Origin of the sequence: Actinoplanes solisilvae (assembly GCF_003999975.1) — a bacterium.
Classification (GTDB): domain Bacteria; phylum Actinomycetota; class Actinomycetes; order Mycobacteriales; family Micromonosporaceae; genus Actinoplanes; species Actinoplanes solisilvae.
The window spans coordinates 220,705-242,804 of sequence record NZ_RJAC01000011.1 but is presented as its reverse complement, the minus strand read 5'-3'; the positions used below and the strand labels follow the sequence as shown (position 1 = coordinate 242,804).

At 69.1% G+C, this 22,100-nt stretch carries 16 protein-coding genes; 4 read left to right on the top strand and 12 right to left on the bottom strand.

Going from position 1 to position 22,100, the window contains the following annotated elements; all coding sequences use genetic code 11:
• Positions 1 to 42: 42 nt before the first annotated feature.
• The 3 genes from EER30_RS26440 to EER30_RS26430 all read left to right on the top strand — a co-directional run bounded on the left by EER30_RS26440 (position 43) and on the right by EER30_RS26430 (position 3,384).
• Positions 43 to 1,977 (top strand): elongation factor G, encoded by a 1,935-nt coding sequence (locus EER30_RS26440; RefSeq protein ID WP_127503294.1) that lies wholly within the window; start codon positions 43 to 45, stop codon positions 1,975 to 1,977.
• 73 nt (positions 1,978 to 2,050) lie between these two features.
• Positions 2,051 to 2,407 (top strand): PadR family transcriptional regulator, encoded by a 357-nt coding sequence (locus EER30_RS26435; RefSeq protein ID WP_127503293.1) that lies wholly within the window; start codon positions 2,051 to 2,053, stop codon positions 2,405 to 2,407.
• On the top strand, positions 2,404 to 3,384 hold the full coding sequence (locus EER30_RS26430) for a permease prefix domain 1-containing protein (protein WP_127503292.1): 981 nt from the start codon (positions 2,404 to 2,406) through the stop codon (positions 3,382 to 3,384). The genes EER30_RS26435 and EER30_RS26430 overlap by 4 nt, the downstream gene beginning before the upstream one ends.
• 69 nt (positions 3,385 to 3,453) lie before the next feature.
• Here EER30_RS26430 and EER30_RS26425 read toward each other — a convergent pair whose 3' ends face one another.
• From EER30_RS26425 to EER30_RS26405, 5 genes are all read right to left on the bottom strand, one after another.
• The gene (locus tag EER30_RS26425) at positions 3,454 to 3,690 is read right to left on the bottom strand and encodes a hypothetical protein (RefSeq protein ID WP_127503291.1); all 237 of its coding nucleotides are present in this window, start codon (positions 3,688 to 3,690) and stop codon (positions 3,454 to 3,456) included.
• Between the two features lie 468 nt (positions 3,691 to 4,158).
• Positions 4,159 to 4,818 (bottom strand): hypothetical protein, encoded by a 660-nt coding sequence (locus EER30_RS26420; protein WP_127503290.1) that lies wholly within the window; start codon positions 4,816 to 4,818, stop codon positions 4,159 to 4,161.
• 105 nt (positions 4,819 to 4,923) lie between these two features.
• Complete coding sequence (locus EER30_RS26415) at positions 4,924 to 5,715, bottom strand: ABC transporter permease (RefSeq protein ID WP_127503289.1); 792 nt, start codon at positions 5,713 to 5,715, stop codon at positions 4,924 to 4,926.
• On the bottom strand, positions 5,712 to 6,656 hold the full coding sequence (locus EER30_RS26410; RefSeq protein ID WP_127503288.1) for an ATP-binding cassette domain-containing protein: 945 nt from the start codon (positions 6,654 to 6,656) through the stop codon (positions 5,712 to 5,714). Before EER30_RS26410 ends, EER30_RS26415 begins: the two co-directional genes overlap by 4 nt.
• Positions 6,657 to 6,816: 160 nt before the next feature.
• Positions 6,817 to 7,614, bottom strand: coding sequence for a GNAT family N-acetyltransferase (locus tag EER30_RS26405; RefSeq protein ID WP_127503287.1), 798 nt, complete (start codon positions 7,612 to 7,614; stop codon positions 6,817 to 6,819).
• A 103-nt stretch (positions 7,615 to 7,717) separates the two neighbouring features.
• On the opposite strand from EER30_RS26405, the gene EER30_RS26400 reads away from it, so the two are divergent.
• Positions 7,718 to 8,602, top strand: a complete 885-nt coding sequence (locus tag EER30_RS26400) for a LysR family transcriptional regulator (RefSeq protein WP_240670307.1) — start codon at positions 7,718 to 7,720, stop codon at positions 8,600 to 8,602.
• 78 nt (positions 8,603 to 8,680) lie between these two features.
• On the opposite strand, the gene EER30_RS26395 is transcribed toward EER30_RS26400, so the two are convergent.
• The 7 genes from EER30_RS26395 to EER30_RS26365 form a co-directional block, all read right to left on the bottom strand.
• Positions 8,681 to 10,177 (bottom strand): MFS transporter, encoded by a 1,497-nt coding sequence (locus EER30_RS26395; RefSeq protein ID WP_127503285.1) that lies wholly within the window; start codon positions 10,175 to 10,177, stop codon positions 8,681 to 8,683.
• Positions 10,178 to 10,256: 79 nt separating this feature from the next.
• Positions 10,257 to 10,868 (bottom strand): TetR/AcrR family transcriptional regulator, encoded by a 612-nt coding sequence (locus tag EER30_RS26390; RefSeq protein ID WP_127503284.1) that lies wholly within the window; start codon positions 10,866 to 10,868, stop codon positions 10,257 to 10,259.
• A gap of 255 nt (positions 10,869 to 11,123) precedes the next feature.
• Entirely contained in the window at positions 11,124 to 16,466 is a 5,343-nt protein-coding gene (gene pulA / locus EER30_RS26385; protein ID WP_432417565.1) for a pullulanase-type alpha-1,6-glucosidase, read from the bottom strand.
• 11 nt (positions 16,467 to 16,477) lie between these two features.
• Positions 16,478 to 18,181 carry a glycoside hydrolase family 13 protein gene (locus EER30_RS26380; protein WP_240670306.1) on the bottom strand — a complete coding sequence of 568 codons (1,704 nt, stop codon included), beginning with the start codon at positions 18,179 to 18,181 and terminating at the stop codon, positions 16,478 to 16,480.
• A 62-nt stretch (positions 18,182 to 18,243) separates the two neighbouring features.
• Positions 18,244 to 19,074, bottom strand: a complete 831-nt coding sequence (locus EER30_RS26375; RefSeq protein ID WP_127503281.1) for a sugar ABC transporter permease — start codon at positions 19,072 to 19,074, stop codon at positions 18,244 to 18,246.
• 68 nt (positions 19,075 to 19,142) lie between these two features.
• Positions 19,143 to 20,729 carry an ABC transporter permease subunit gene (locus EER30_RS26370; RefSeq protein ID WP_127503280.1) on the bottom strand — a complete coding sequence of 529 codons (1,587 nt, stop codon included), beginning with the start codon at positions 20,727 to 20,729 and terminating at the stop codon, positions 19,143 to 19,145.
• A complete protein-coding gene (locus EER30_RS26365; protein WP_127503279.1) occupies positions 20,730 to 21,947 on the bottom strand; it encodes a sugar ABC transporter substrate-binding protein in 1,218 nt (405 codons plus the stop codon).
• Positions 21,948 to 22,100: the final 153 nt, after the last annotated feature.

Sequence of the window (22,100 nt, the reverse complement as noted above, 5' to 3'; positions counted from 1 at the left end):
TCCGCCCCCGCCCGATGGAAGCCGTCTCCTCGAAGGATCCGCGTGCCCTTTCTCAATCTCGGGATCGTCGCCCATGTCGACGCCGGTAAGACCAGCCTGACCGAGCGCCTCCTCTACGCCGGGGGCGTCATCGACGCCGTCGGCAGTGTGGACGCCGGCACCACCCGCACCGATTCGCTCGATCTCGAGCGGCGGCGCGGCATCACCATCAAGACCGCGGTCGCGTCGTTCCCGGTGGCCGACCGTGTCGTGAACCTGATCGACACCCCCGGCCATCCGGACTTCATCGCCGAGGTCGAGCGGGCCCTCCGCGTACTCGACGGCGCCGTTCTGGTCCTCTCGGCCGTGGAGGGCGTGCAGGCACAGACCCGGGTGCTGATGCGCACCCTGCGGCGACTGCGTGTGCCCACGCTGATCTTCGTGAACAAGGTCGACCGGTCGGGGGCACGCTTCGACGACCTGCTGGCCGAGATCACCGCGAGGCTGACACCCGACATCGTGCCGATGAGCCGGGTCGACGGCTTGGGGACGCGAACAGCGTCGGTCCACCCGATCAGCGACGCCTCGTTCACCGCGCGGATCGTCGACCTCTCGGGCGATCCGATCCTGCTCGAGCAGTGGGTCAGAGACGAGACGAGCATCCCGTACGAGACCACGCGCGCGACCCTGCGCGAAGGCGTCCGCGGCGGTGGGGTGCATCCCGTCTTCTTCGGCTCGGCGGCGACCGGAGCGGGCGTCGACGCGCTGCTCGACGGCGTGGCCGGCCTGCTTCCGGCCGCCTCCGGCGATCCCGCGGGGCCGCTCGGCGGGCTCGTGTTCAAGGTCGAACGCGATCGGGCCGGTTCAAGGGTGGCCTACGTGCGGATGCTGAGCGGCACGCTGCACGTCCGCGATCACGTGCCCTTCGGCCCCTCTCTCGTCGGCGTTGTCACGACAATCGAGGGAACTGACAGCCGTCGACGACCGGAGGTCGCAGCCGGTGAGATCGCGAAGGTCCACGGACTGCGCGAGATCCAGGTCGGCGACCCGATCGGCACCGTCCGATCCCAGGCCACGGACGGTCTGTTCGCCCCGCCGACCCTCGAGACGGTAGTCGTCCCGCGTGATCCCGGCCAGGCGCGCCGGCTGCACGCGGCCCTCACCGAACTGGCCGAGCAGGACCCGCTCATCGGCCTGCGGCACGACGATGAGCTCGCCGTCACCCTCTACGGCGAGGTGCAGAAGGAGGTCCTCGAGACCACCCTCGCCGAGGACTACGGGGTCGAGGTCGGCTTCCGCGAGACGACCACCATTCACATCGAGCGCCCCACCGGCACCGGAACCGCGCTGGAACTCCTCGGCGAGAACGGCAACCCTTTCCTGGCCACCCTGGAACTTGTCGTCGAGCCGTCCCACGGCGCGGGTCTCACCGTCGACCTCGAACTGCCGATCGATCAGGTGCCGATCCACCTCTTCAAGACGGAGGAGTTCTTCCGCGCCGCCCTGGCCGAGACAATTCGGCGTACGGCGTCTCAGGGTCTTTACGGCTGGCAGGTGAGCGACCTTCGGGTGCGGGTGACGCGCGCTGGTTACGTCTCCCCCGAGACCGGCGCCGGCGATTTCCGCAAGCTGTTGCCGCTCGTGCTGATGCAAGCGCTGACCCGGGCGGGCACGGTCGTCTGCGAGCCGGTCCTGCGGTTTCGTCTCGACGGCCCGGCCGACACGCTCGGCGCCGTGCTCGGTGTGCTGGGCCGCTACGTCGAGTCCCCCTCGGTCGAGGGCCCGGCCTTCGTCGTCGAGGGCCGCCTTCCCGCCTCCCGCCTGCGCGAGGTCGAGCTGGCCGTGCCCGGCCTGACCCGCGGCGAGGGCGCCCTGGAGACCTCGTTCGACAGCTACCGCCCGGTCTCGAGGCCCTACCCGATCCGCCCCCGCTGGGACAACAACCCGCTCGACCGACGCGAGTACCTCCTGCGCGTGGAACGCCACCTCCGCCTCTGAGCGAACAATGATGCGACGGGCACTTTGGTGTAAGACATTGCCATAGTGTGTGAGACACAGTATGGTGTTACTCATGACAACGGATGCAACGCTAGCCAGCCACCTACAGGAGCTGCGGCGCGGCACGGTGGTCGTCGCGAGCCTCACCGTTCTGCGCACACCCGGTTACGGCTACTCCTTGCTCGAAACGCTGAGCGAGGCCGGTTTCGAGGTCGAGGCCAACACGCTCTACCCGCTGCTGCGCAGGCTCGAAGCTCAGGGCCTGCTCACCAGCTCGTGGAACACCGACGAGGCCCGGCCGCGAAAGTTCTACACCACCACCGAGCAGGGCGACGCGGTCGCCGCCGCCCTGCGCACCGAGTGGGCCCGTCTCGACGAGGCGATCGGCGACCTTTCCGTCACCACCACGACCCCTGGGAGCGAGAAATGACCGCCGGCCTCGTCGACCGCTACGTGTTCACCGCCCTGCGCCGCGTGCCCGAGCAGCAGCGCACCGACATCGACCGCGAGCTGCGCGCCTCCATCGACGACGCGGTCGACGCCCGGGTCGAGGCGGGCGAGTCCCGCGAGGCCGCGATCGAGCAGACGCTGCTCGAGCTGGGCGACCCCGACAAGCTCGCCGACAGCTATGCGAACCGGCCCAACTTCCTGATCGGCCCCGAGCTCTACGGGGTGTGGCGCCGCGTGATGACGATGCTGTTCACCACGGTGCTGCCGATCGTCGTCATCGTCGTGGCGGCCGTCCGGCTCTTCGAGGACGACGCCACCTTCGGCAACGTTCTCGGCGCGGCGATCACCGCGACCATCACGGTCGCCGCTCACCTGGCCTTCTGGACGACGGGCACCTTCGCCGTCCTCGAACGCACCGGGCTCGGCCAGACCGACCTGAAGAAGACGTGGACCCTCGCCGACCTGCCGAAGTACGAGAAGAGCGTCCTCAGCCGCATGGAACTCGGGGCCAACCTGGTCTGGCCCGTGCTGCTGACCGCCGCGCTGGTGCTGCAGCAGTTCACGTTCACCGACGAGCCGCTGCTCGACCCGGCGAACTGGTCCTTCTGGTGGCCGGCCCTGATCGTGCTGGTCGCGCTGAAGGCAGTGTGGGCCGTGTGGGTCTACCGCCTCGGCAAGTGGACCCGGGCCGCCTCGGTCTCGAACGCGGTGCTGGGCCTTGTGACCGCCGCCGTCATGATCTACCTGCTGGCGAGCGGCAACTTCTTCAACCCGGCGTTCACCGGCTTCATCGACGCCGACGCCGACCTGGAGCGCTGGGTCTCGCTGGCCACGATCCTCGGGGTCGCCCTGAGCACCTTCTGGGACATCTTCGACATCGGCCGCAAGGTGGAACAGTCCCGCAAGGGCCTGCCGGCCAAGGTTCCGGGCACCGGCAACACCTACAACTACAACTGATTCCCCGTACGGCGAAACGCGCCCCTCGAATCACGGGGGGCGCGTTTTCCGTGCGGGCCGTCCGCCTGTTCAATCGGCGGCGGCGGTCGCGAATTTCACCAGGCTGAGCATCAGCAGGGCACCGGCCGAAAACGCACCGGATCCGGTGAGGACGGCGGTCGGCGCATTCATTCCACCCGCCCAGGAAAGGACACCGGCGACCAGTCCCACGATGAGCGCGGTGATCAGAATGCAGGCCAGCCATAGAGCTCGCAGTTCCGGAGGATGACGCATGGGGAAGCCTTTCGGACAGCGGGGCGCGGACAAGCGATCAAGGACGTCGGCGGGGGTGCAGCCCGTAACCCGACACCAAGCAGTTTGCCGGTTGTCACATCCGTCCACGCTGGAGACACCGCAGTTGTGCGTAGCGCGCCTCAAGGTGAAAAGCGCCCGAACATGAACGAGGCACCCGGCTGCCCCCGGATGCCTCGAATACTGTTTTCTGCACTTGTCCACACGAATCCACTGTCGAGCCGGAATCCGTGAGAGAAGTAGACCACGACACACGGCCGATCGCCATACTCCTATCTGCCATGTTGCAGATTGCGTACAAGCCCGAAGCCGTCGAACAAAATGAGGCGCCCGGCTGCACCCGGGCGCCTCATGGCGTTTCCGATCGCTTGTCCGCCTCCGGAAACTGTCTCCGCCAGTAGAGCACGCCATACGGCCGACCGCCACACATCAATCCGCCATGTTGCAGATTGCGTACAGGCTCAGATGCACCTTCGACTCAACCTAGCCCGCGCACTGCGGCGACGCGTACCGGCCTCTCTGCACCGCGGTGCTCAGCACCTTGCCGCCCAGACTGATCGAGCAGGTCACCTCGCCGGTGCCGCCGCTCTTGCGCTGGGAGATCACGACGAGCGGTGGCTTGTCCCCGGTCAGGATGAAGGTGTGCCGCCACGGCAACGACACTTCGCCCTTCCGGATGATGTCGCGGTCCTCATCGGTGAAGGAGACGCGGGCCTTGTCGCCCTTGCTGGTCGAGGAGACCAGGTAGACCACCTCGTTGGCGGCCGGCTCACCGCTGGCCGACGGCCGGGCGGCAACGCGCGCGGAGGCGGAGACAGGCGCAACCGCGGGGGCCGGCGCGGGGCTGGAATCGGTCGGCTGCGGTGTGGGTCCGGCCCGGCCGGGCGGGTCGTTGTCGCCGAACGGCTTCAGGAGAAGACCGCCGACGCAGCCCAGCAGAGCGAGAACGGCCACCGCGACCCACCACCCGCGCCGATCGCGTCGCCGGGGCGCGCGGTCTTCGAACACCGGCCCTTGAAGGTCCGCGACCGTGTAGGAGCCGTCTTGGCCGATGGGTGAGGTGGGAGCCGTCTCCAGCCACGGGTCGGCGGGCGGCGTTGCTCGGCGGTCATCGTTGCCGCCGTCTTGATCGAACTTCGTCACATCCTCCACAGTAGGAGGCATTGCCAACCGTACGTGACATCGCGTGCACGATCGGTGCTGCAGTGCGGCGGGCGACGTACGCCGGTGGACGCCGCCCGCCTACGACTAGCGCGGGTCGCTGTTGAACTTCGAGGTCGACCAGAAGTAGCCGAGCACCGCCAGCCCCACGCACCAGGCCACCGCGAGCCAGCCGTTGTGCCCGATCTCGCCGCCGAGAAGCAGCCCGCGCAGGGTCTCGATGGCCGGCGTGAACGGCTGGTACGAAGCGATCGGCTGGAACCAGCCGGGCATGGCGTCGACCGGCACGAAGGCGCTCGACAGCAGCGGCAGCAGGATCAGCGGCATCGCGTTGTTGCTCGCCGCCTCGGCGTTCGGGCTGACCAGCCCCATGCCCACCGCGATCCACGTGAGCGCCAGCGCGAACAGCACCAGCAACCCGAACGCGGCCGCCCAGTCCAGCGGCGTGGCGCCGGTGGACCGGAAGCCGATGGCCACAGCCACCGCGCTGACCAGGACCACGCTCAGGATCGACTGCAGCACGCTGCCGACGACGTGCCCGACGAGAACCGAGCCGCGATGGATGGCCATGGTGCGGAAGCGGGCGATGATGCCCTCGGTCATGTCGTTGGAGACCGACACCGCCGTCCCGATCACGGTGCTGCCGACGGTCATCAGCAGCAGGCCGGGAACCAGATAGGCGATGTACGCCGCCCGGTCCGGCGCGCCGCCGGTGATACCCGCGCTCAGCGCGTCGCCGAAGATGTAGACGAACAGCAGCAGCAACATGATCGGCGTGAGCAGCAGGTTCAGGGTCAGCGACGGATAGCGCCGAGCGTGCAGCAGGTTGCGCCGCAGCATCGTGGACGAGTCGCGGGCGGACAGCGCGAGGGTGCTCATCGGACGTTCTCCAGGGGTCGGCTGGTCAGGGCGAAGAACACGTCGTCGAGGTCGGGGGTGTGCACGGTCAGCTCGTCGGCCTCGACGCCGGCCCGGTCGAGCCGGTCGAGGACCGTACGCAGCTCGCGCTGGCTGCCGCCGCTGGAGAGCTGCAACGCGAGCGACGAGTCGTCGCCGCCCGCGTCGGGCAGGGCGAGGGCGGCGGCCTGGTAGGCGACCGGGTCGGTGAAGCGCAGCAGGACGTGCCCGCCCGGGATGAGCCGCTTCAGTTCCGCCGCCGTGCCCTCGGCCGCGATCTTCCCGTCGTCGAGCACCGCGATGCGGTCGGCGAGTTCGTCCGCCTCCTCCAGATATTGCGTGGTGAGGAAGACGGTGACGCCGCCGGTGACCAGCTCACGGATGATCTGCCACATGCCGTGCCGGCTGCGCGGGTCGAGTCCCGTGGTCGGCTCGTCGAGGAAGATGATCCGCGGGCTCCCGACCAGGGTCATCGCGATGTCGAGCCGGCGCCGCATCCCGCCGGAGTAGGTGGAGGCCGGCTTCGACGCCGCCTCGACGAGATCGAAACGCCGGAGCAGGTCGGCTGCCGTCCGTCGTCCCTCCGGCTTGGACAGGTGGTGCAGGTCGGCCATGAGGAGCATGTTCTCCTCACCGGTGATCAGCCCGTCGACGGCCGAGAACTGCCCGGTGACGCCGATCTCGGCGCGGACCGCCTGCGGATCGGCGGCCAGGTCGTGGCCTCCGACGCGGATCTCGCCGGAGCCGGGACCAGGCGAGATGAGCGTGGAGAGGATCTTGACGGCGGTGGTCTTGCCGGCGCCGTTCGGGCCGAGCAGTGCGAAGATCGTGCCGTCCGGGACGGCCAGGTCGACCCCGTCGAGCACGACCTTGTCGCCGTACGATTTGCGCAGCCCGTTCGCCGCGATGGCCAGGTTCGTCATGGTCGGGACCCCTCAGAACTTTCGGACGGTGACGGCGCGGACGGGGAGCGGCGGTCTTTCCCGGTGCGGGTGACGCGCGCGAGGCCGCCCACCGCAACGGTGGATGACCAGGGCGCCGGCGGCGAGGAGCCATGTTCTCTGGTGTTTCATGGTGAACCTTTCAGGAGAGGGCGAGCTCGTAACGGCGAGTTCGCGGGACAGGACGAAAACCGAGTTCCCGGCGTACGGCGACGAGGCCGGGCTGGTCCGTGGCGCTGCCGGCTTCTATCTCGTCGACGTGCGGGTGGACCTCCCGGAGTCGCTGGATCAGGGCGGCGTTGACCCAGCGGCCCAGACGCCGCCCGCGATGGCCGGGCAGGACAGCCGGTCCATATTGGTGAGCGCGGGACCGCGTGACCGGGTCGGCGATCGCCACGGCATAGGCGGCCAGGTCACCGTTCGCGTCCGCCGCGGTCAGCAGCGCGTCGCCGGGCCGGCTCGGCTCGCGAAACAGTTCTTCGAGGCGGGAGGCGGCGGAGACCCGCGGCGCGGTGGGGAGATCGCCGGTCCAGTACGCCAGGCGGTATCCGGGATGCTCGGCGTCGACCAGCTCACCCAGCCACGCCTGGTGCACGTCGCAATAGACGAGCTGGTCACGGCGCCACGACCGGGTGCGCCGGAAGCCGCGCCGCCGGCAGAACGCCTCCCCCGCCGACCCCGCGACCACGTCCACGACCAGGCGCTGCTCCGCGGTGTGGTCGCGCACGGCGGCCAGCAGCCGCGACCCGATCCCCCGACGTCGCCACGCCGGCTCCACCCGCACCAGGAGCTCGCCCGAGACCGCCGGCAGCAGCCCGTACGGAATGATCGGCCGCAACCCGGCCACCCCGGCCACGACGCCGTGCGCCGCAACCGCGTGCCAGCGCGAACCACCGCGGTGATCCAGCACCGCCACGACCTCGACGTGGGCTTCGTTCATGGCACTCACGATCGCCCGGCCGTCGACACCGAACAACGCTAGAGATCGAACCGCTCGATAAGCCGGCGGTTATCGTTGCTGCTCCGGTCGGCGTGTTAGGGGGATGCTGGTGGAGCTACGAGACATCGAGATCTTCCTGACGCTCGCCGAGGAGCTTCACTTCGGGCGTACGGCTGAGCGCCTTCGCGTCTCCCAGGCGCGCGTCAGCCAGTCGATCAAGCAGCAGGAGCGCCGGATAGGTGGCGCCCTCTTCGAACGGACGAGTCGCAGCGTGCGTCTCACCCCGCTCGGTGCGCGGCTACGCGATCGGCTCGAGGCGGGCTACCGCGAGATCATGGCCGGCGTCGAGGAGGCCGTCGCCGCGGCTCGCGGACAGTTCGGCACCCTGAACGTCGGCGTGTACGACAACCAATCGCAGGAGATCGCGGCCGTCCTCGACCTGTTCCGGCAGCGACATCCGCAGTGCGAGCTGCGCATCCGCGAGGTCTTGCCGACCGACCCGTTCGCGGGCCTGCGCGCCGGCCGGGTCGACGTCGCGGTGCTCTGGCTGCCCGTCCGAGAGCCCGACCTGGCGGTGGGGCCCGAGCTGTTCACCGAGCCGTTGGTGCTCGCCGTCGCGCCGGATCATCCGCTGGCCGGCCGGGACGAGGTCGACCTCGAGGTCCTGGGCGACTACCCGGTGGCCTCTCCGGACGGCCCGATTCCGGATTATGTGTGGCAGGCCCACACCCCGGCCGTGACGCCGGGCGGCCGGCCCGTGAGGCCAGGAGTGAACGTGGCGACCCTGGCGGAGGCTTTCACGGCGGTCAGCGCCGGCACCGTCATCTCTCCCATCGGGTCTTACACGGCCGCCTCACGGCTGCGAAACGACCTGGTGTTCCTCCCTTTCGCCGACGGACCGATCATGCGGTACGCCCCGGTGTGGCGCGGCGCCGGCGAGACTCCGCTGATCCGTGCCTTCCTTCAGGCCGCCGCCGATACCCGATAGACGACGACCGGGCCCCGCCCCGCGAGGGACAGAGCCCGGTCAGGCGAACAGCGCCCGGTCAAGCAGCGCCGCGCCGGCTCACAGGCCGGCCGGGACCGCGTTGTTCGACGAGACCTCTTCGCGCCCGGCCCGGATCAGGGTCAGGGCGACGAGGGCGGCCACGCCGATCAGGGCCGCGCTCACCCAGAAGGCGACCGTGTAGCTGTGGACGGTGGCCGCCTGCTGGACGGCCGGGTTGGCGGCGCCGGCGGCCCGGTCGGCCAGGTAGCCTGCCACCGCCGAGGTGAAGATGGTGTTCAGCAGGGCCGTACCCAGGGAGCCACCGATCTGCTGGGTGGTGTTGATCAGGGCGCTGGCCACGCCGGCGTCGTGGTCGGCCACCCCGACCAGGGCCGTGTTCGACATCGGGCCGAAGGTCACGCCCATGCCGAAGCTGATGACCACCAGGCCGGGGAAGACGTGCGTCCAGAACCCGGTGTCGACGCCGATGCGGGTCAGCAGGACCAGGCCGACGGCGGCCAGCACCATGCCGCCGAACATCAGCACGCGCGGACCCACCCGGGTCTGGAGCTGAGCCGACAGCCCGGCGCCGGCGATGATGCCGAACGTGAACGGCAGGAACGCGACGCCGGTCATCAGGGCCGAGTAGCCCAGCGTGAGCTGCAGGTAGAACGTCAGGAACAGGAAGACGCCGAAGATGCCCGCGCCGATCAGCAGCGCCGAGAGGAACGCGCCCCCGCGGTTGCGGTCGAGGATGACGCGCATCGGCAGCAGCGGGTGCGAGCTGCGCAGCTCGATCACGACGAACGCGACGAGCAGCAGGATCGCGACGGCCAGGAAGCCGAGCGTGGTGGGCGAGTCCCAGCCGTCGTCGGCCGCCTTCGTGAAGCCGTACACCAGAGCCACCAGGCCGAGCGTGGACGTGACGGCACCGGGCAGGTCGTAACGGGTGTTGCCCTCGGCGCGGCTCTCGCCGACGAAGCGGACGGCGGCCAGCGCCGCGGCGATCGCGATCGGGGCGCTGACCAGCAGGGTCCAGCGCCAGGAGGCGTACTCGGTCAGGACACCGCCGAGGAGCAGGCCGACCGCGCCGCCGCCGCCCGCGATGGCCCCGTACACGCCGAAGGCCCGGGCCCGGTCTTTCGCCTCGGTGAACGTGACCGTGAGCAGGGAGAGGGCCGCGGGGGCCATGAGCGCGCCGAACGCACCCTGCAGGGCGCGGGCCGAGAAGAGCGTGACGGCGTTGGTGGCGATGCCGCCGAGCGCGGACGCGGCGGCGAACCCGAGCAGGCCGATGATGAACGCCCGCTTGCGGCCGGTGAAGTCGGCGATGCGGCCGCCGAGCAGCAGCAGACCGCCGAAGGCCAGCGTGTACGCCGTGATCATCCACTGGCGATTGGCGTCGCTGATGTGCAGATCGACCTGGGCGGTCGGCAGGGCGATGTTGACGATCGTGGCGTCGAGCACGATCAGCAGCTGGGAGACCGCGATGACGGCCAGGGCCAGCCAGCGCCCCTTTCCTGATACGGGCGATATATCCGGCGGAGTCTTGGCGTCGGAGGTCGTGATGGACATGGAGAGGTCCCCCTAGTGGGCATGCGGAGATCCACCCGCGTCAGAGACGGGGCGTCGTGGTGCTTGCGGGGTTAGAGGCTTATTCGCACGGCTCGCGAGTCAGCAGGGGCAGGACGATGTCGTCGACGAGATGGTCGAGGAAGGGCTCGTCGAGCGGCTCCCCCAGCGCGAATCGGCGCATGAAGACCAGCGCCGGCACGATCTCGTCGATGAGACCGGCGTCGTAGCCGGGGCGGAGCTCGCCGCGAGCCGCCGCCCGCGCGCAGATGGTCTCTGCGAACGGGACCTTCGAATCGCGCATCTGACGTAACTGCGCCGCGAGCTCGGGGTCGCTGTTCAACGCCATGAACAGGCCGGCGAGGAGCGGCCCCTCCTCGCTGCCGATCATCATGGCGATGTCGCCGAACCAGGCCCGCAGGTCGCCGCGGAACGACCCGGTGTCGGGCAGCGGCGCCTCGGCGGCCTTGCACGTGCGTACGGCGTCGGTGACCAGCTCGGCCTTGGTGGGCCAGTGCCGGTAGAGGGTCGCCTTGCTGGCCTGGGCCCGGGCGGCGACCGCGTCCACCCTCAGGCCCTGGTAGCCCGTCTCGCCGAGCAACTCGTAGGCGGCGCGCAGGATCGCCTGCTCACGCTCGCCGTCGAGCCGCCGGGACCGCCCGGCCGGCGAGGCGGTTCGCGCCTGCTCAGCCATGTGATCCCCCCGTCCTGCCAGCCCTGCGAAACGAAACCGTTTCGTACACTACGCCTCCCTGTCCGCTCCCGCGATCTCCGAGACCGATTGTGACGCAGCGAACGTGCCCGCACGAGAGCGCGGCCCGTGGACAAAATCCACGGGCCGCGAGCGATCAGGCCGTAAGCCCGGGCCGGCGGGCCGCCTCCCCCCGGACCAACGGACTGTGAGGCCGTTTCCACTGACCAAGTCGGAGCCGAGACCGGGGCGGTTCCCCTATCTCTCGACGAACACGGCCGTAGTGCGAGCCGGCACGGTGAGGCTGCCGGTGGCCGAGGCGAACGAGGACGTCCGCACCAGCGGGTCGGCCGAGGCGCGCTGCACCGGGTGGAGCGTGACCGCCTTGCCGGCCAGCGCGGCGACGGTCTGGGTGGTGGCCGCCGAGGTGCCGTTGAAGACCACGGTCACCGACTTCCAGTCGCGGTCGATTCCCCGTCCGTCCAGGGTCATCGTGACGACCCCCGGGGTCTCGGCCGCTCCGGAAAGCGGGAACGACAGTCGTCTCTGCACCTCGGCGGCGGTCGGCAGGCCGAAGACCGGCGACGAGCGGCGGATCTTCAGCAGTTCCCGGTAGCGAGCGTCGGACAGCGCCACCGCGTCACACGAGGGAACAAGCGCGGGATCGGCCAGCAACGGCCGCGCGTAGGGCCATTTGTCCGAGTTGTCAGCGGCGGGCGGCAGCCCTCGACCGAACCCGTTGCCCGCAGCACAATCCCACGAGATCGAGTTGAACCAATCCCCCGAATTGTAGGAATTACGATCGAGCGACTTGGACCGCAGAAGCGACGACCCCGTAGCCGCGAATCCGGCCCCCTGCCCCAATGCCGTGGTCGCCAACGCGACCGATTGAGCCCGAGCCCGCTCGACGGCCGATGTCCCCTGCGGCAACTTGAACGCCAGGGCGTCGTACAAAATCTCGTTGTCGTGCGCGTCCACATAGGTGATCGCCTCACCGGGCGCCGCCGTGTACCCGGCCGGCGACCCGTTGTACGAGATCTGATTCCCCGTAACCGATTCGCCCGCCGAGGACACGAACCGATAGGACGCCAGGTTCCCGCTCAGCCCCACCTTGATCAGATCCTGGTAGTGCAGCAACCGCGCCCGCTGCTCGGCCGGAGTTCCGTTCACGGCATCCCCGTTGGGCGCGCTCAGCAGCCCGCTGGCGAACCCTTGGATCCTCGGGTTCGCATCAAACGGCCCCCCACCGCGTACGCCGTCCCGCAGCCGGTCGTTGAAGGTGGCGATCCCCGTCCCGGCCATATTGGCCTGGGTCGCCTGCTCGAAGCGCGAGTCTCCCGCGATCTCCCCGAAGTCCCACCCTTCCCCGTACAGGTTGATGCTCTTTCCATCAACCCCGTCCCGCGCGAGCGTCAGCCGGTCGAGCGCCGCCCGCACCGCCAGGATGTTCGCCTTCGGGTGGTGCCCCATCAGATCGAAGCGGAATCCGTCCACCCGGTAGGCGCGAGCCCACGTGACGATCGAGTCGACCACGAGCTTGCCCATCATCGCGTTCTCCGGCGCTGTATTCGCGCAGCACGTGGAGTTCGCCACGGCTCCGTCCGCGAGCAGCCGTTGGTAATATCCCGGCACGATCTGGTCGAGCACCGACTTGGGATCGGTTCCCGCCGCTGACGTGTGGTTGTAGACGACGTCCATCACCACTCGCAGCCCGGCTTTGTTGACCCCCGCCACCATCGTCCGGAATTCCTTGGTGCGCGCCTCGGGATCAACCGCGTACCCGCCCTCGGGCACGGTGTAGTGCAGCGGGTCGTATCCCCAGTTGTACCCATCGGTGTCCGCTACCGCCGCGACGCATTTCTGCTGTTCCTCGCTGTCCGGCGGCAGCGCGGCCAGATCGCACGGCGGCTGCTTCTGATCCGTCCGGCGCTCCGGAATCGTCGCGAAGTCGAACACCGGCAGCAGGTGCAAATGCGTGACTCCGGCATCGGCCAGCGACGACAGATGCTTCATCCCGGCACTCGACGAACGCGCGAAGGCGAGATATGTCCCCCGCTCGGCGGCCGGCACCGTCGAATCGGCGATGGAGAAATCCCGTACGGAAAGCTCGGAGATCTGGATCTTGGCCGACGGAACCGCGGCTGGCTTGCGCAGCGACGACCAGCCGCCCGGCGCGAGTGCGGGGTCGCCCAGATCGACGATCCGGCTCAGCTTCGAATCGGTCGAGAGACCCAGGGCGTACGGGTCGGTGACCGCGGCCGTCACGACGCGGTGCGCGGCGGGCTGCCAGGCGGTGACCCGGTACGAGTAGTACTTGCCCTTCCATGACGCGGGCCCTCGCACCGACCACACCCCCGTGCGGTCGTCCCGGGTCATCGCCACGGTCTGTGCCGAAGCCGACGACGCCGTGTCGTAAAGCTGCAGGGCCACCGATTGAGCCGTGGGCGCCCACACCGACAGCGTGGTGCCGACCGGCCCGAGCCGGGACGACGAGGCGGCCGCGGCGTAGAGGTCATCGAGCACTCCCGCGGTCTGCACCCCGGTCGCCGCGAGCAGTTTGCCGGAGGCGTCCCGCGAGGTCACCACCACCTGCCCGCGCAGAACAGCCTTGACGTCGACACCTCGCGGCAAATGGAACGCGTCGTACTGCCACAGGTGCGGGAACCGCGTCCGCTGCGCGTCGGTGAGTGTGCCCGCCGAGAGCCGGGCCGACGAGTAAGCGCCGGACAGCTCGCCGTCCGTGATCCCGATGCCACCGGGCGCCCAGACCAGGTCGTAGACCTTGCCGTCGGTCTCCCCGCCCGGCTGCCAGGCGATCGTGCCCCGGTCGAGCCACACCGCCGACGACTTCGTCAGGTCGGCCACGCCGCCCGGGCCCGCCTTCTTGATCACCGGCGCGAGCCGGGGCGAGACCCCGCCGAGCAGCCAGATCTCGCGCCCGCCCTCGGCGAAGACGAGCCGCTGGTCGTCCGGCAGGTCCTTGGTATCTCCCTTGTGGATGATGTAGTTCAGCGCGGTGGCCCCGGCCGCGAGCGGCACCTCGAAGACGGCACCGAAGCTGTCGGTACGAGCCGGTGGCAGCGGCGACGCCCAGTCGGTCGGGTTCGCGGCGCCGTCCCAGACGTGCATCCCCCAGCCCGAATAGTCGCCGTCGGCGCGCCGATAGTGAATGACCGCCTTGTTCGGATCCTGCGAAACCGCCGGTGGCGTCGTCGTGATGGTCGCGTCGCCCTGCTTGAGCCAGATCTCGCCGCTCTGTGACGGGTCGAAGAACCGATCCGCGTCGACGTCCTTCACCCCGTCCTTGCTGACCACGATGAAGCCGACGTTCTTGGCGTCAGGGGCGAGTTTCACGTACGCGAACCGGCCGTACTCGTCCTCCCCCACGAACGGCTGCCCCGCCGGCCACGTGGTCGTCATCGACGCGTCGACGTCGCCGAACACGTAAAGGCCGTAGTCGTCGTACCCTCCGGCCGGCCGCTGATAGTGCACAACGGCATAGTCCGGGCTGGTCGTCGTCACCGGCGTCCCGACCTTGATGGTCGTCGACGTGGAGGCGAGCCGCCCCCGGCTGTCGCGCACGACCGCCTTGTAACGCACGGTCGTGCCCCCGGCCAGCCCGTTCAGGTCGTGATAGGCCGAGGGCCCGGTGCCGACGAGCTTCCACGGCCCGTCGCCGACCTGCGCGGCAAAGGTGACCGTCGCGAGGGGATCACCCGTGGTCTGAGCGACCAGGTGAGCGCGCGTCGCCACCGCCGATGTGGGCGAGGTGAACTTCACGGTCGGAGCGGCGGTCGAACCCGGGATCGATTTGTCGGCCTTGAAGGCGACAGCCGACAGCGGTGGAACAACGATGGTGAGCTTGTCGCCCGCGTTCCGCGCCGCGCCACCACCGTAGATGCCGCGGAAGGTGACCCCGGGCGACCAGGTGTCGATGGTGACCGTCTGCGCGGTGTTCGCGCTGTTGGCGGCGATGACATATTCGACACGCTTTGCGGGGTCGATCCGGGACGCCGCGAAGACCCCTGGCCCGTCAGCCGCGGCCCGCGTGACCTGCACTCCGCCCCGCAAAGCCGAATGCGTCTTTCGCAGAGCGCCGAGCTCGGCGATCGTACGGTAAATGGGGTGGGCGGTGTTGTAGTTGTCCACCGCGTGCGTGCGGTCCGTGCCGAGCAGATCGTCGTCGAGATAGTCGGCGGTCTTTGTGGCGAAGAGGTCCTGCCGCGCGTCCTTGTCGCCGCCCGGCCCGGTGAATCCCTGCTCGTCGCCGGAGTAGACGACCGGTTGCCCGCGGGTCAGGAACATCAGCTCGTGCGCGAGCTGATCACGCCGGAGCGCGTCCGGCCCGCCGGCGGCCTGGATGAACGAGCCGATCCGGCCCATGTCGTGGTTGCCGAGGAACGTCGGCAGTCGTCCCGCGTTCGTGTCCCGCGCCGTGTAGAGATCGTCTTTGGCATACAGATCGGCCAGCGCCTTGGCCGAGCCGTTCCCGGCCACGAAGCCCTTCGCCGCCTCCTGGAACGAGAAGTCCAGGGTCGCGGGCAACCCGCCCCGGCGTACGTAAGTGGACTGAACTTCCTGGTCAGCGCTGTAGACCTCGCCGAACATGAAGAAGTCGCGCCCGGCCGCCGCCTTGTCGATACCCGCGCTGAATCGCGGCCAGAAGTCGAGGTTGACGTGCTTGACGGTGTCGAGCCGGTAGCCGTCGATGCCCGCGGCGCGAATCCAATAGGCGTAGATGTCGGTCATTCCGCGGACGACCTCGGGCCGCTCGGTCCACAGGTCGTCGAGCCCGAAGAAGTCCCCGTACTCGCTGTTCTCCCCGACGAAGGTCGAATCGCCCCGGTTGTGATACATCAACGGGTCGTTCAGCCAGCTCGGAACCTTCACTTTCGCGTCGGCGGCAGAGGGAAAGACCGGGGTGTACGGGAATGAGGCCGTGGACACCTTCGGGAAACCGTTGTCGCCGGCCGCGTAGTCACGGTCGTCGAACGGGCGGCCCTTCGCGTCCTCGTACGGGCTGGTGGCTTTGTCGATGTAGTCGTATTCGTTTTCCGCGTACTTGATGACGTCCGCGGTGTGGTTGGTGATGATGTCGAGGTAGACCTTCAGGCCGCGCTGGTGGGCCAGGCGCACGAGCCTCTTCAGCTCGTCGTTGGTGCCGAAGTGCGGGTCGACCTGGGTGAAGTCGGTGATCCAGTAGCCGTGGTAACCGGCCGAGATGTCGTTGCCGCTGCCCTGCACGGGCCGGTTCTTGAAGACCGGCGCGAGCCAGATCGCGGTGGTGCCCAGGCCCTGGATGTAGTCGAGCTTGTCGATGAGCCCGGCCAGGTCGCCGCCGTGATAGAAGCCCTTGTCGGCCGGGTCGAGCCCGGTCTTCAGGCGGTCCCCGGTCGGGCCACCCTTGTCGTTCGCCCTGTTGCCGTTGGCGAAGCGGTCCGGCAGCACGAAATAGAACTGCTCGTTGGAAGCGGGTTCGTCCGTGCCCCACTGGGCGATGACGGCGTCGCTCGGAGCGGACGGTGCCGCTTGAGCGGGCACCGCGTTCAGGAACGGGAAGGTGAGTGCCACGGCCGCGGCGAGCAGCCTTCTTGAGACCACAATGTCTCCCTCTATGGAAGTGCCCAGACCTGCACGGCCGGGCCGTAGCCATCGATGACGGTGGAACCATCAGATCCAATGTGCAGCGGCTCGGCGCCGCCGTAAAGGTTCTCCAGGGTGGTGTCGGGAGCCAGACCGGTGAGCCGCGTCGGCTGCCCGGCCGATCGGCGGACGTGAACGAGTACGCCCTGGTCGACGCTCTCGCGCAGGTAGACCAAGGTGTCGGCGTCGGCGTGCACCCAGCGCAGCCCGCCCCGGCGCAGCGCGGGCGACGACCGCCGCAACGCGATCAGGTCGCGGTAACGCTGAAGGGTCGCGGTGTCCCAGGGCTGGTCCCACGGCATCGGCGCGCGGGCCGACTCGTTGCCGCCACCGGTCAGCCCCAGCTCGTCGCCGGCGAACACCATCGGCGTGCCGGGCAGGGTGAACAGCAGCCCGGCCGCGGCGTGCTGGCGGTCCGCGTCGCCGACGACCGTACGGATTCGGGCGGTGTCGTGCGAGCCGAGCAACGACCACGAAGACTCCCATGATCGCCAGGACATCTGCGCGGCGAACGCGTTCATGGTGGCCACGAGGGAATCCGCGCCGAGCAGCGGCAGGTCTTCCGGCTGGCCGAGGAAGCCGTCGAACGGCACGGTCTCGGCGCGCAGCCAGCACCACACGGGACGGGTGAAGCCGGCGTAGTTCATCGTGCCGTGCCAGCCGTCGCGGTCGAGATCGTCGGTGGCGTCGTGATTGTGCTCGGCGATCAGCAGCCCGTCGGGCCGGGCGTCGCGCACGGCCTGCCGCAGCAGGGCGGCGACCTCGTGGTTCCAGTCGTCGGCGCCGAACCGGGCGGTCATGTTGGCCACATCGATCCGCCAGCCGGACAGGTCGTACGGTTCGGCGAGCCACCGCCGCACGATGCCCTGGAACTCGCGCCGCAGGTCGTCGCTCGCCCAGTTCAGCTTCGGCAGGGTCGGCACGTCGAGCCAGGAGACGAAACTGCCGTCGGCATTCCGGTAGTAGAAGTCGGGGCGCGACGCGAACCACGGATGCGCGTCGCCGGTGTGGTTGGTGGTCAGGTCACCGATCAGCCGTACGCCCCGCTCGCGGGCCGCCCCCGCCAGCCGCTCGAGGGCCCGGTCGCCGCCGAGCAGCGGGTCGACCCGGTCGAAGCCGGCCGCGTCGTACCGGTGGTTCGACCGGGCCGGGAAGAACGGGGTCAGATAAATGGTGTCGGCGCCGAGCGCGGTCACGTGGTCGAGCCGGCGGGCGATCCCGTCGAGGTCACCGCCGTAAAGCACACGCGTGGCGTCGGGGCCGGGCACCACCGGGTCGTCCCAGCGGGCCCTCAGCGCCCAGTCCGGGGTTTCCCGCAGGTCGGCGGCGCTGGAACGGCCGTACCGGTCGGGGAAGATCTGATAGATCACCGCGTCGCGGGCCCACGACGGCGGGCCCGGCTCGGTCACCAGCCGGAAATCGGTGACGTCCGGGACGTCGTACGCGGTCAGGCCCCACGCGGTCAGCCAGCGCACCCCGGTCGTCGTGCCGAGTAGGAACCGGTAGCGGGTGACCGGGTTGTGGGCCGGCAGCTCGGCCCGCCACCACGTGTCCCCGCCCGGTCCGCGCCGGTCGACGACCGCCGACGTGAAAACCGGCTCGCCGTCGCGCACCCAGCGCAGATGCACGCGGGACACGCCGGTGCCGCGCGGCACCCTTACGAAGACTGTCACCGTATGTCCGAGGGTTGGTGCCGGATCGCTGACGTAAAGCTCGCTGCCGTCGTGGTGCGGCCTCATCCCTTCACCGCCCCGGCGGTCAGTCCGTCGGTGATATAGCGCGACAGAAGTTGGAAGACGAGCACCGTCGGGATCGCGGTGAGCAGAGTTCCGGCGCAGAACATGCCGAAGTTGGCGTTCCGTTCGCCGGCGACCAGACCGTAAAGACCGACCGGCAGCGTCTTGGAGCCGGCGTCGGTGAGGAACACGTTGGCGATGAGGAACTCGTTGATCGTGCCGATGAACGCGAGCAGCGCGGTGACCGCGAGGATCGGCGCGACCAACGGCAGCAGGATGCGGAAGAACACCTGCGCGTGGGTGGCGCCGTCCATCGTGGCCGACTCGTCGAGCTCGCGGGGCACGGTGTCGAAGAAGCCCTTCATCAGCCAAGTGTTGACGCCGAGCGCGCCTCCGAGATAGAGCAGGATCAGTCCCCACCACGTGTTGAAACCGATCTCGGGCCACAGGTCGGTGACCGTCGAGAAGATCAGGAAGATCGCGACGATCGCCAGGAACTGCGGGAACATCTGGATGAGCAGCACGCTGAGCAGTCCCACGCGGCGGCCGCGGAACCGTCGACGGCTGAACGCGTACGCGGCCAGGGCGGAGATGAAGACCGAGGCTGCCGACGACACCGCGGCGATCACGACCGAGTTGACGAACCAGCTCCCGAAGCGGGTTTCGCCGAACAGCCGCACGAAGTTGCCGAGCGAGGCGCCCGTCGGAACCAGCTCACTCGACGAGAGCGTGCCGAGCGGGTTGAGCGCCGCCGACACGACGAAGACGATCGGCAGCAGCGCGAACAGAAGCATCAGCACCGCGACCCCGTGCCGCCACCATTCCCTCATGCCGAGCCTCCTGTCGCGTGCCCTCCTGGCCGCTCTACGCCCTGCTGCGCTCGCTGCGGTGCGGTCGGTCACGCGTTGACCTCCTCGAGATGGCGCGTGCGACGGAAGCTGGCCGCGGAGACGACAGCGACAATCAGGAAAATGAAGATGGAGATGGCGGCCGCGTAGCCGTACTGCGCTCCCCCACCGCCGAAAGCGATCCGGTAGGTGTAGGTGATCAGCAGGTCGGTCGCCCCGTTGGCCGGGTTGTCGGCTGGGAACGGCGCGCCCTCGGTGGTCAGGTAGATCGCGTTGAAGTTGTTGAAGTTGAACGCGAACGACGAGATCAGCAAAGGGGTCAGCGCGACCATCAGCAGCGGCAACGTGATCCGGCGGAAGCCGCCCCACGCGCTCGCGCCGTCGATGCGCGACGCCTCGGCCAGCTCGCGCGGAATGGCCGTCAACGCGCCGGTCGCGACCAGGAACATGTACGGATAGCCGAGCCAGAGCTGTACGAGGATCACCGCGAGCCGGGCCGACGCCGCACCCCCGAACCAGTCGACGTCCGTACCGAAAAGGTTGTTGATCAGCCCGAAGTCGGTGTTGAACATGTCCCGCCAGACCAGCAACATGGCGAAGGACGGCATCGCGTACGGCAACACGAGCAGGATGCGGTAGGCGACGCGGCCACGTACCCGCGGCGAGTTCAGCGCGACCGCCAGCAGCAGCCCGAGCGCGAACGTGCCACCCGTTGACGCGATCGCAAAAGCGAAGTTCCAGACCAGCGTACGCAGGAAGGGCCCGCCGATCGCCGGGTCGGTCAGCACCCTCGTGAAGTTGCCGAACCCGACGCCGACCTTCCATCCCTGGGCCAGCCGGTCGCCGTCGGCCGCCACGAACGCCCCCGCGTCCTCGTCGGCCGTCCACGTCTGCCCGGTCGTCGTGTCGCGGACGCAGTCGCAGCTCGCCTCGTAGACGCGACCGGCCCTGCCCTCGTACGCCCTGGACAGCCCCGACGAGCGGATCGCGCCGCCCGGTGTGGGCACGGCGAGGGCGGTGATCTCGGCGCTGCGGGCACTGGCCTGACCGGCGTTGAGCAGCGTGTAGCCGTCGGCCGCCGTGACCCGCCCGGTGCTGCCGACCGTCGCGTCGGCGATCGGGCGCAGGCCGTTAGCGTCACCCACGAAGACCTGGCGGGTGGCCGGATCGGTGATCAGGAAGACCAGTGAGCCGGTGGTCGGATCACCTGTGGTCGCGACCGTCAGAACGTACTGGCGGGAACCCGGCACCTGGGTGACCGACGCGGTCTGGATGGCCACGACGGCCTCCTGCTTGCTGCCCCGGTGGCCGTCGCCGAAGTTCGTGAAGGCCGTGCTCGCCGTGTAGAGCACCGGGAACACCTGGAACAGGATCAGCAAAATCGTGCCCGGCGCCAGGTACTTCAGCGGAATGTGACGCGGCGTCAGGTACAGGTAGAGCAACCCGCCCGTGGTGGCCAGCAGGATCACCAGGCCGGTCCACGCCTCGTTCTCGATCAGCGGGAAGGCGGCCCAGACGGCGATCGCCACCGTGAGCCCGAGCAACACCGTTTTCGCCAGGAGACCGGCGCTGCTCCTCGGTTTCTCGTCGGCGGGGCGGGCCCGCACGGCAGGCCCGCCTTCCTTCGTTGCCGTCATCTACTTGATCTGCGCCGAGATCGTCTTGCCGGCCGCCGTGATCGTCTTGGCCGGGTCGGCGCCACCGACCACCGCGGCCTCGGCCTTGCCGAACGGGTCCCAGATCGCGGCCATCTCGGGGATCGCCGGCAGCGGCACCCCGTCCCGGCCCGCCGCGATGAACTTCTCGAGGTCCGGGTCGGTGCCCTTCACCTGGTCGAACGCCGCGGTCAGGGCCGGCGGCCGGGGCTCGGCCTCATAGAGCGCGACCGCCAGCTCCGGCGTCGTCACATAGTTGGTGACGAACTCTTGCGCGAGCGCCTTGTTCTTGCCCTTCGACGCGACATAGAACGTCTGCACCCCGAGGAACGGCCGGGCCGGCTGTCCACCTTGGAAACCGGGGACGGGGCTGATGTCGTACTTGATGCCCGCCTTCTTGACGTCGGTGATCGCCCACGGGCCGGAGACCAGGTACGCGCACTTCTTCGAGGTGAACGTGGCGATCGAGTTCTCCGGCGTGATCGACCGCTTGAGGAGCCCGTCGCCCTTCTCGCCGAGCTTCGCGATCTTCTGGAACGCCTGCACCGAGGAGGGCTTGCCGACACCGAGGTCCTTGGGGTCGTAGTCACCGCTGCCCGTCGTGCCGAAGAGGTAACCGCCCGCGCTGGAGTAGAGCGGGTAGAGGTGGTACGCGTCGCCGTTCTGTCCGATCTGGAGGCAGAGCGGTTTCTTCGCGGTTACCAGCGCTTCGATGGTCGCGGGCGCCTCCGGGGCCAGCTCGGTGTTGCGGATCAGAGCCACATTCTCCATCGCGTACGGGACTCCGTAGGTCTGCCCGTTGAAGGTGACCGCCTTGAGCGCGTTGGGGTTGAGGCCGCTGGTCTGTTCGGCCGACAACTGCACGGGGTCGACCGCGCCGTTCTGCACGAGGTTGCCGATCCAGTCGTGCGCGCCGACCATCACGTCGGGGCCGCTGCCCTGCTGGGACGCGGTGACGAAGGTGGTCTGCTGGTCCTTGCTGATCGCCTGCACCTTGACGGTGACGCCGTTCTCGCTGCCGAACTTGTCGGCGAACGGCTTGAGGGCGGCGGCTCGCTTGTCGTCGGCCCAGATGACGAGTTCGCCCTGCGCTTGCGCCGCCGACTCGGTGACGGTCGGGCTCTTGTCGTCGCTGCCGCAGCCCGCAACGGCTATCGCGGCTATGAGGGCGGCGGTGATCCCCACGGCACGGATGCGCATGTGTACGTCTCCTGTCATGTTCTTTCATCACCTGCACGCCGGGATCGAAGGGCTTGCGGGTGGGACGGTTTCGCGGTTGCATCGCTTTTGCATAGCCGCACGCGAATATGAGCAGCGTGCAGCGGGCCGATCCGGGATCGACGAACGTCTTTG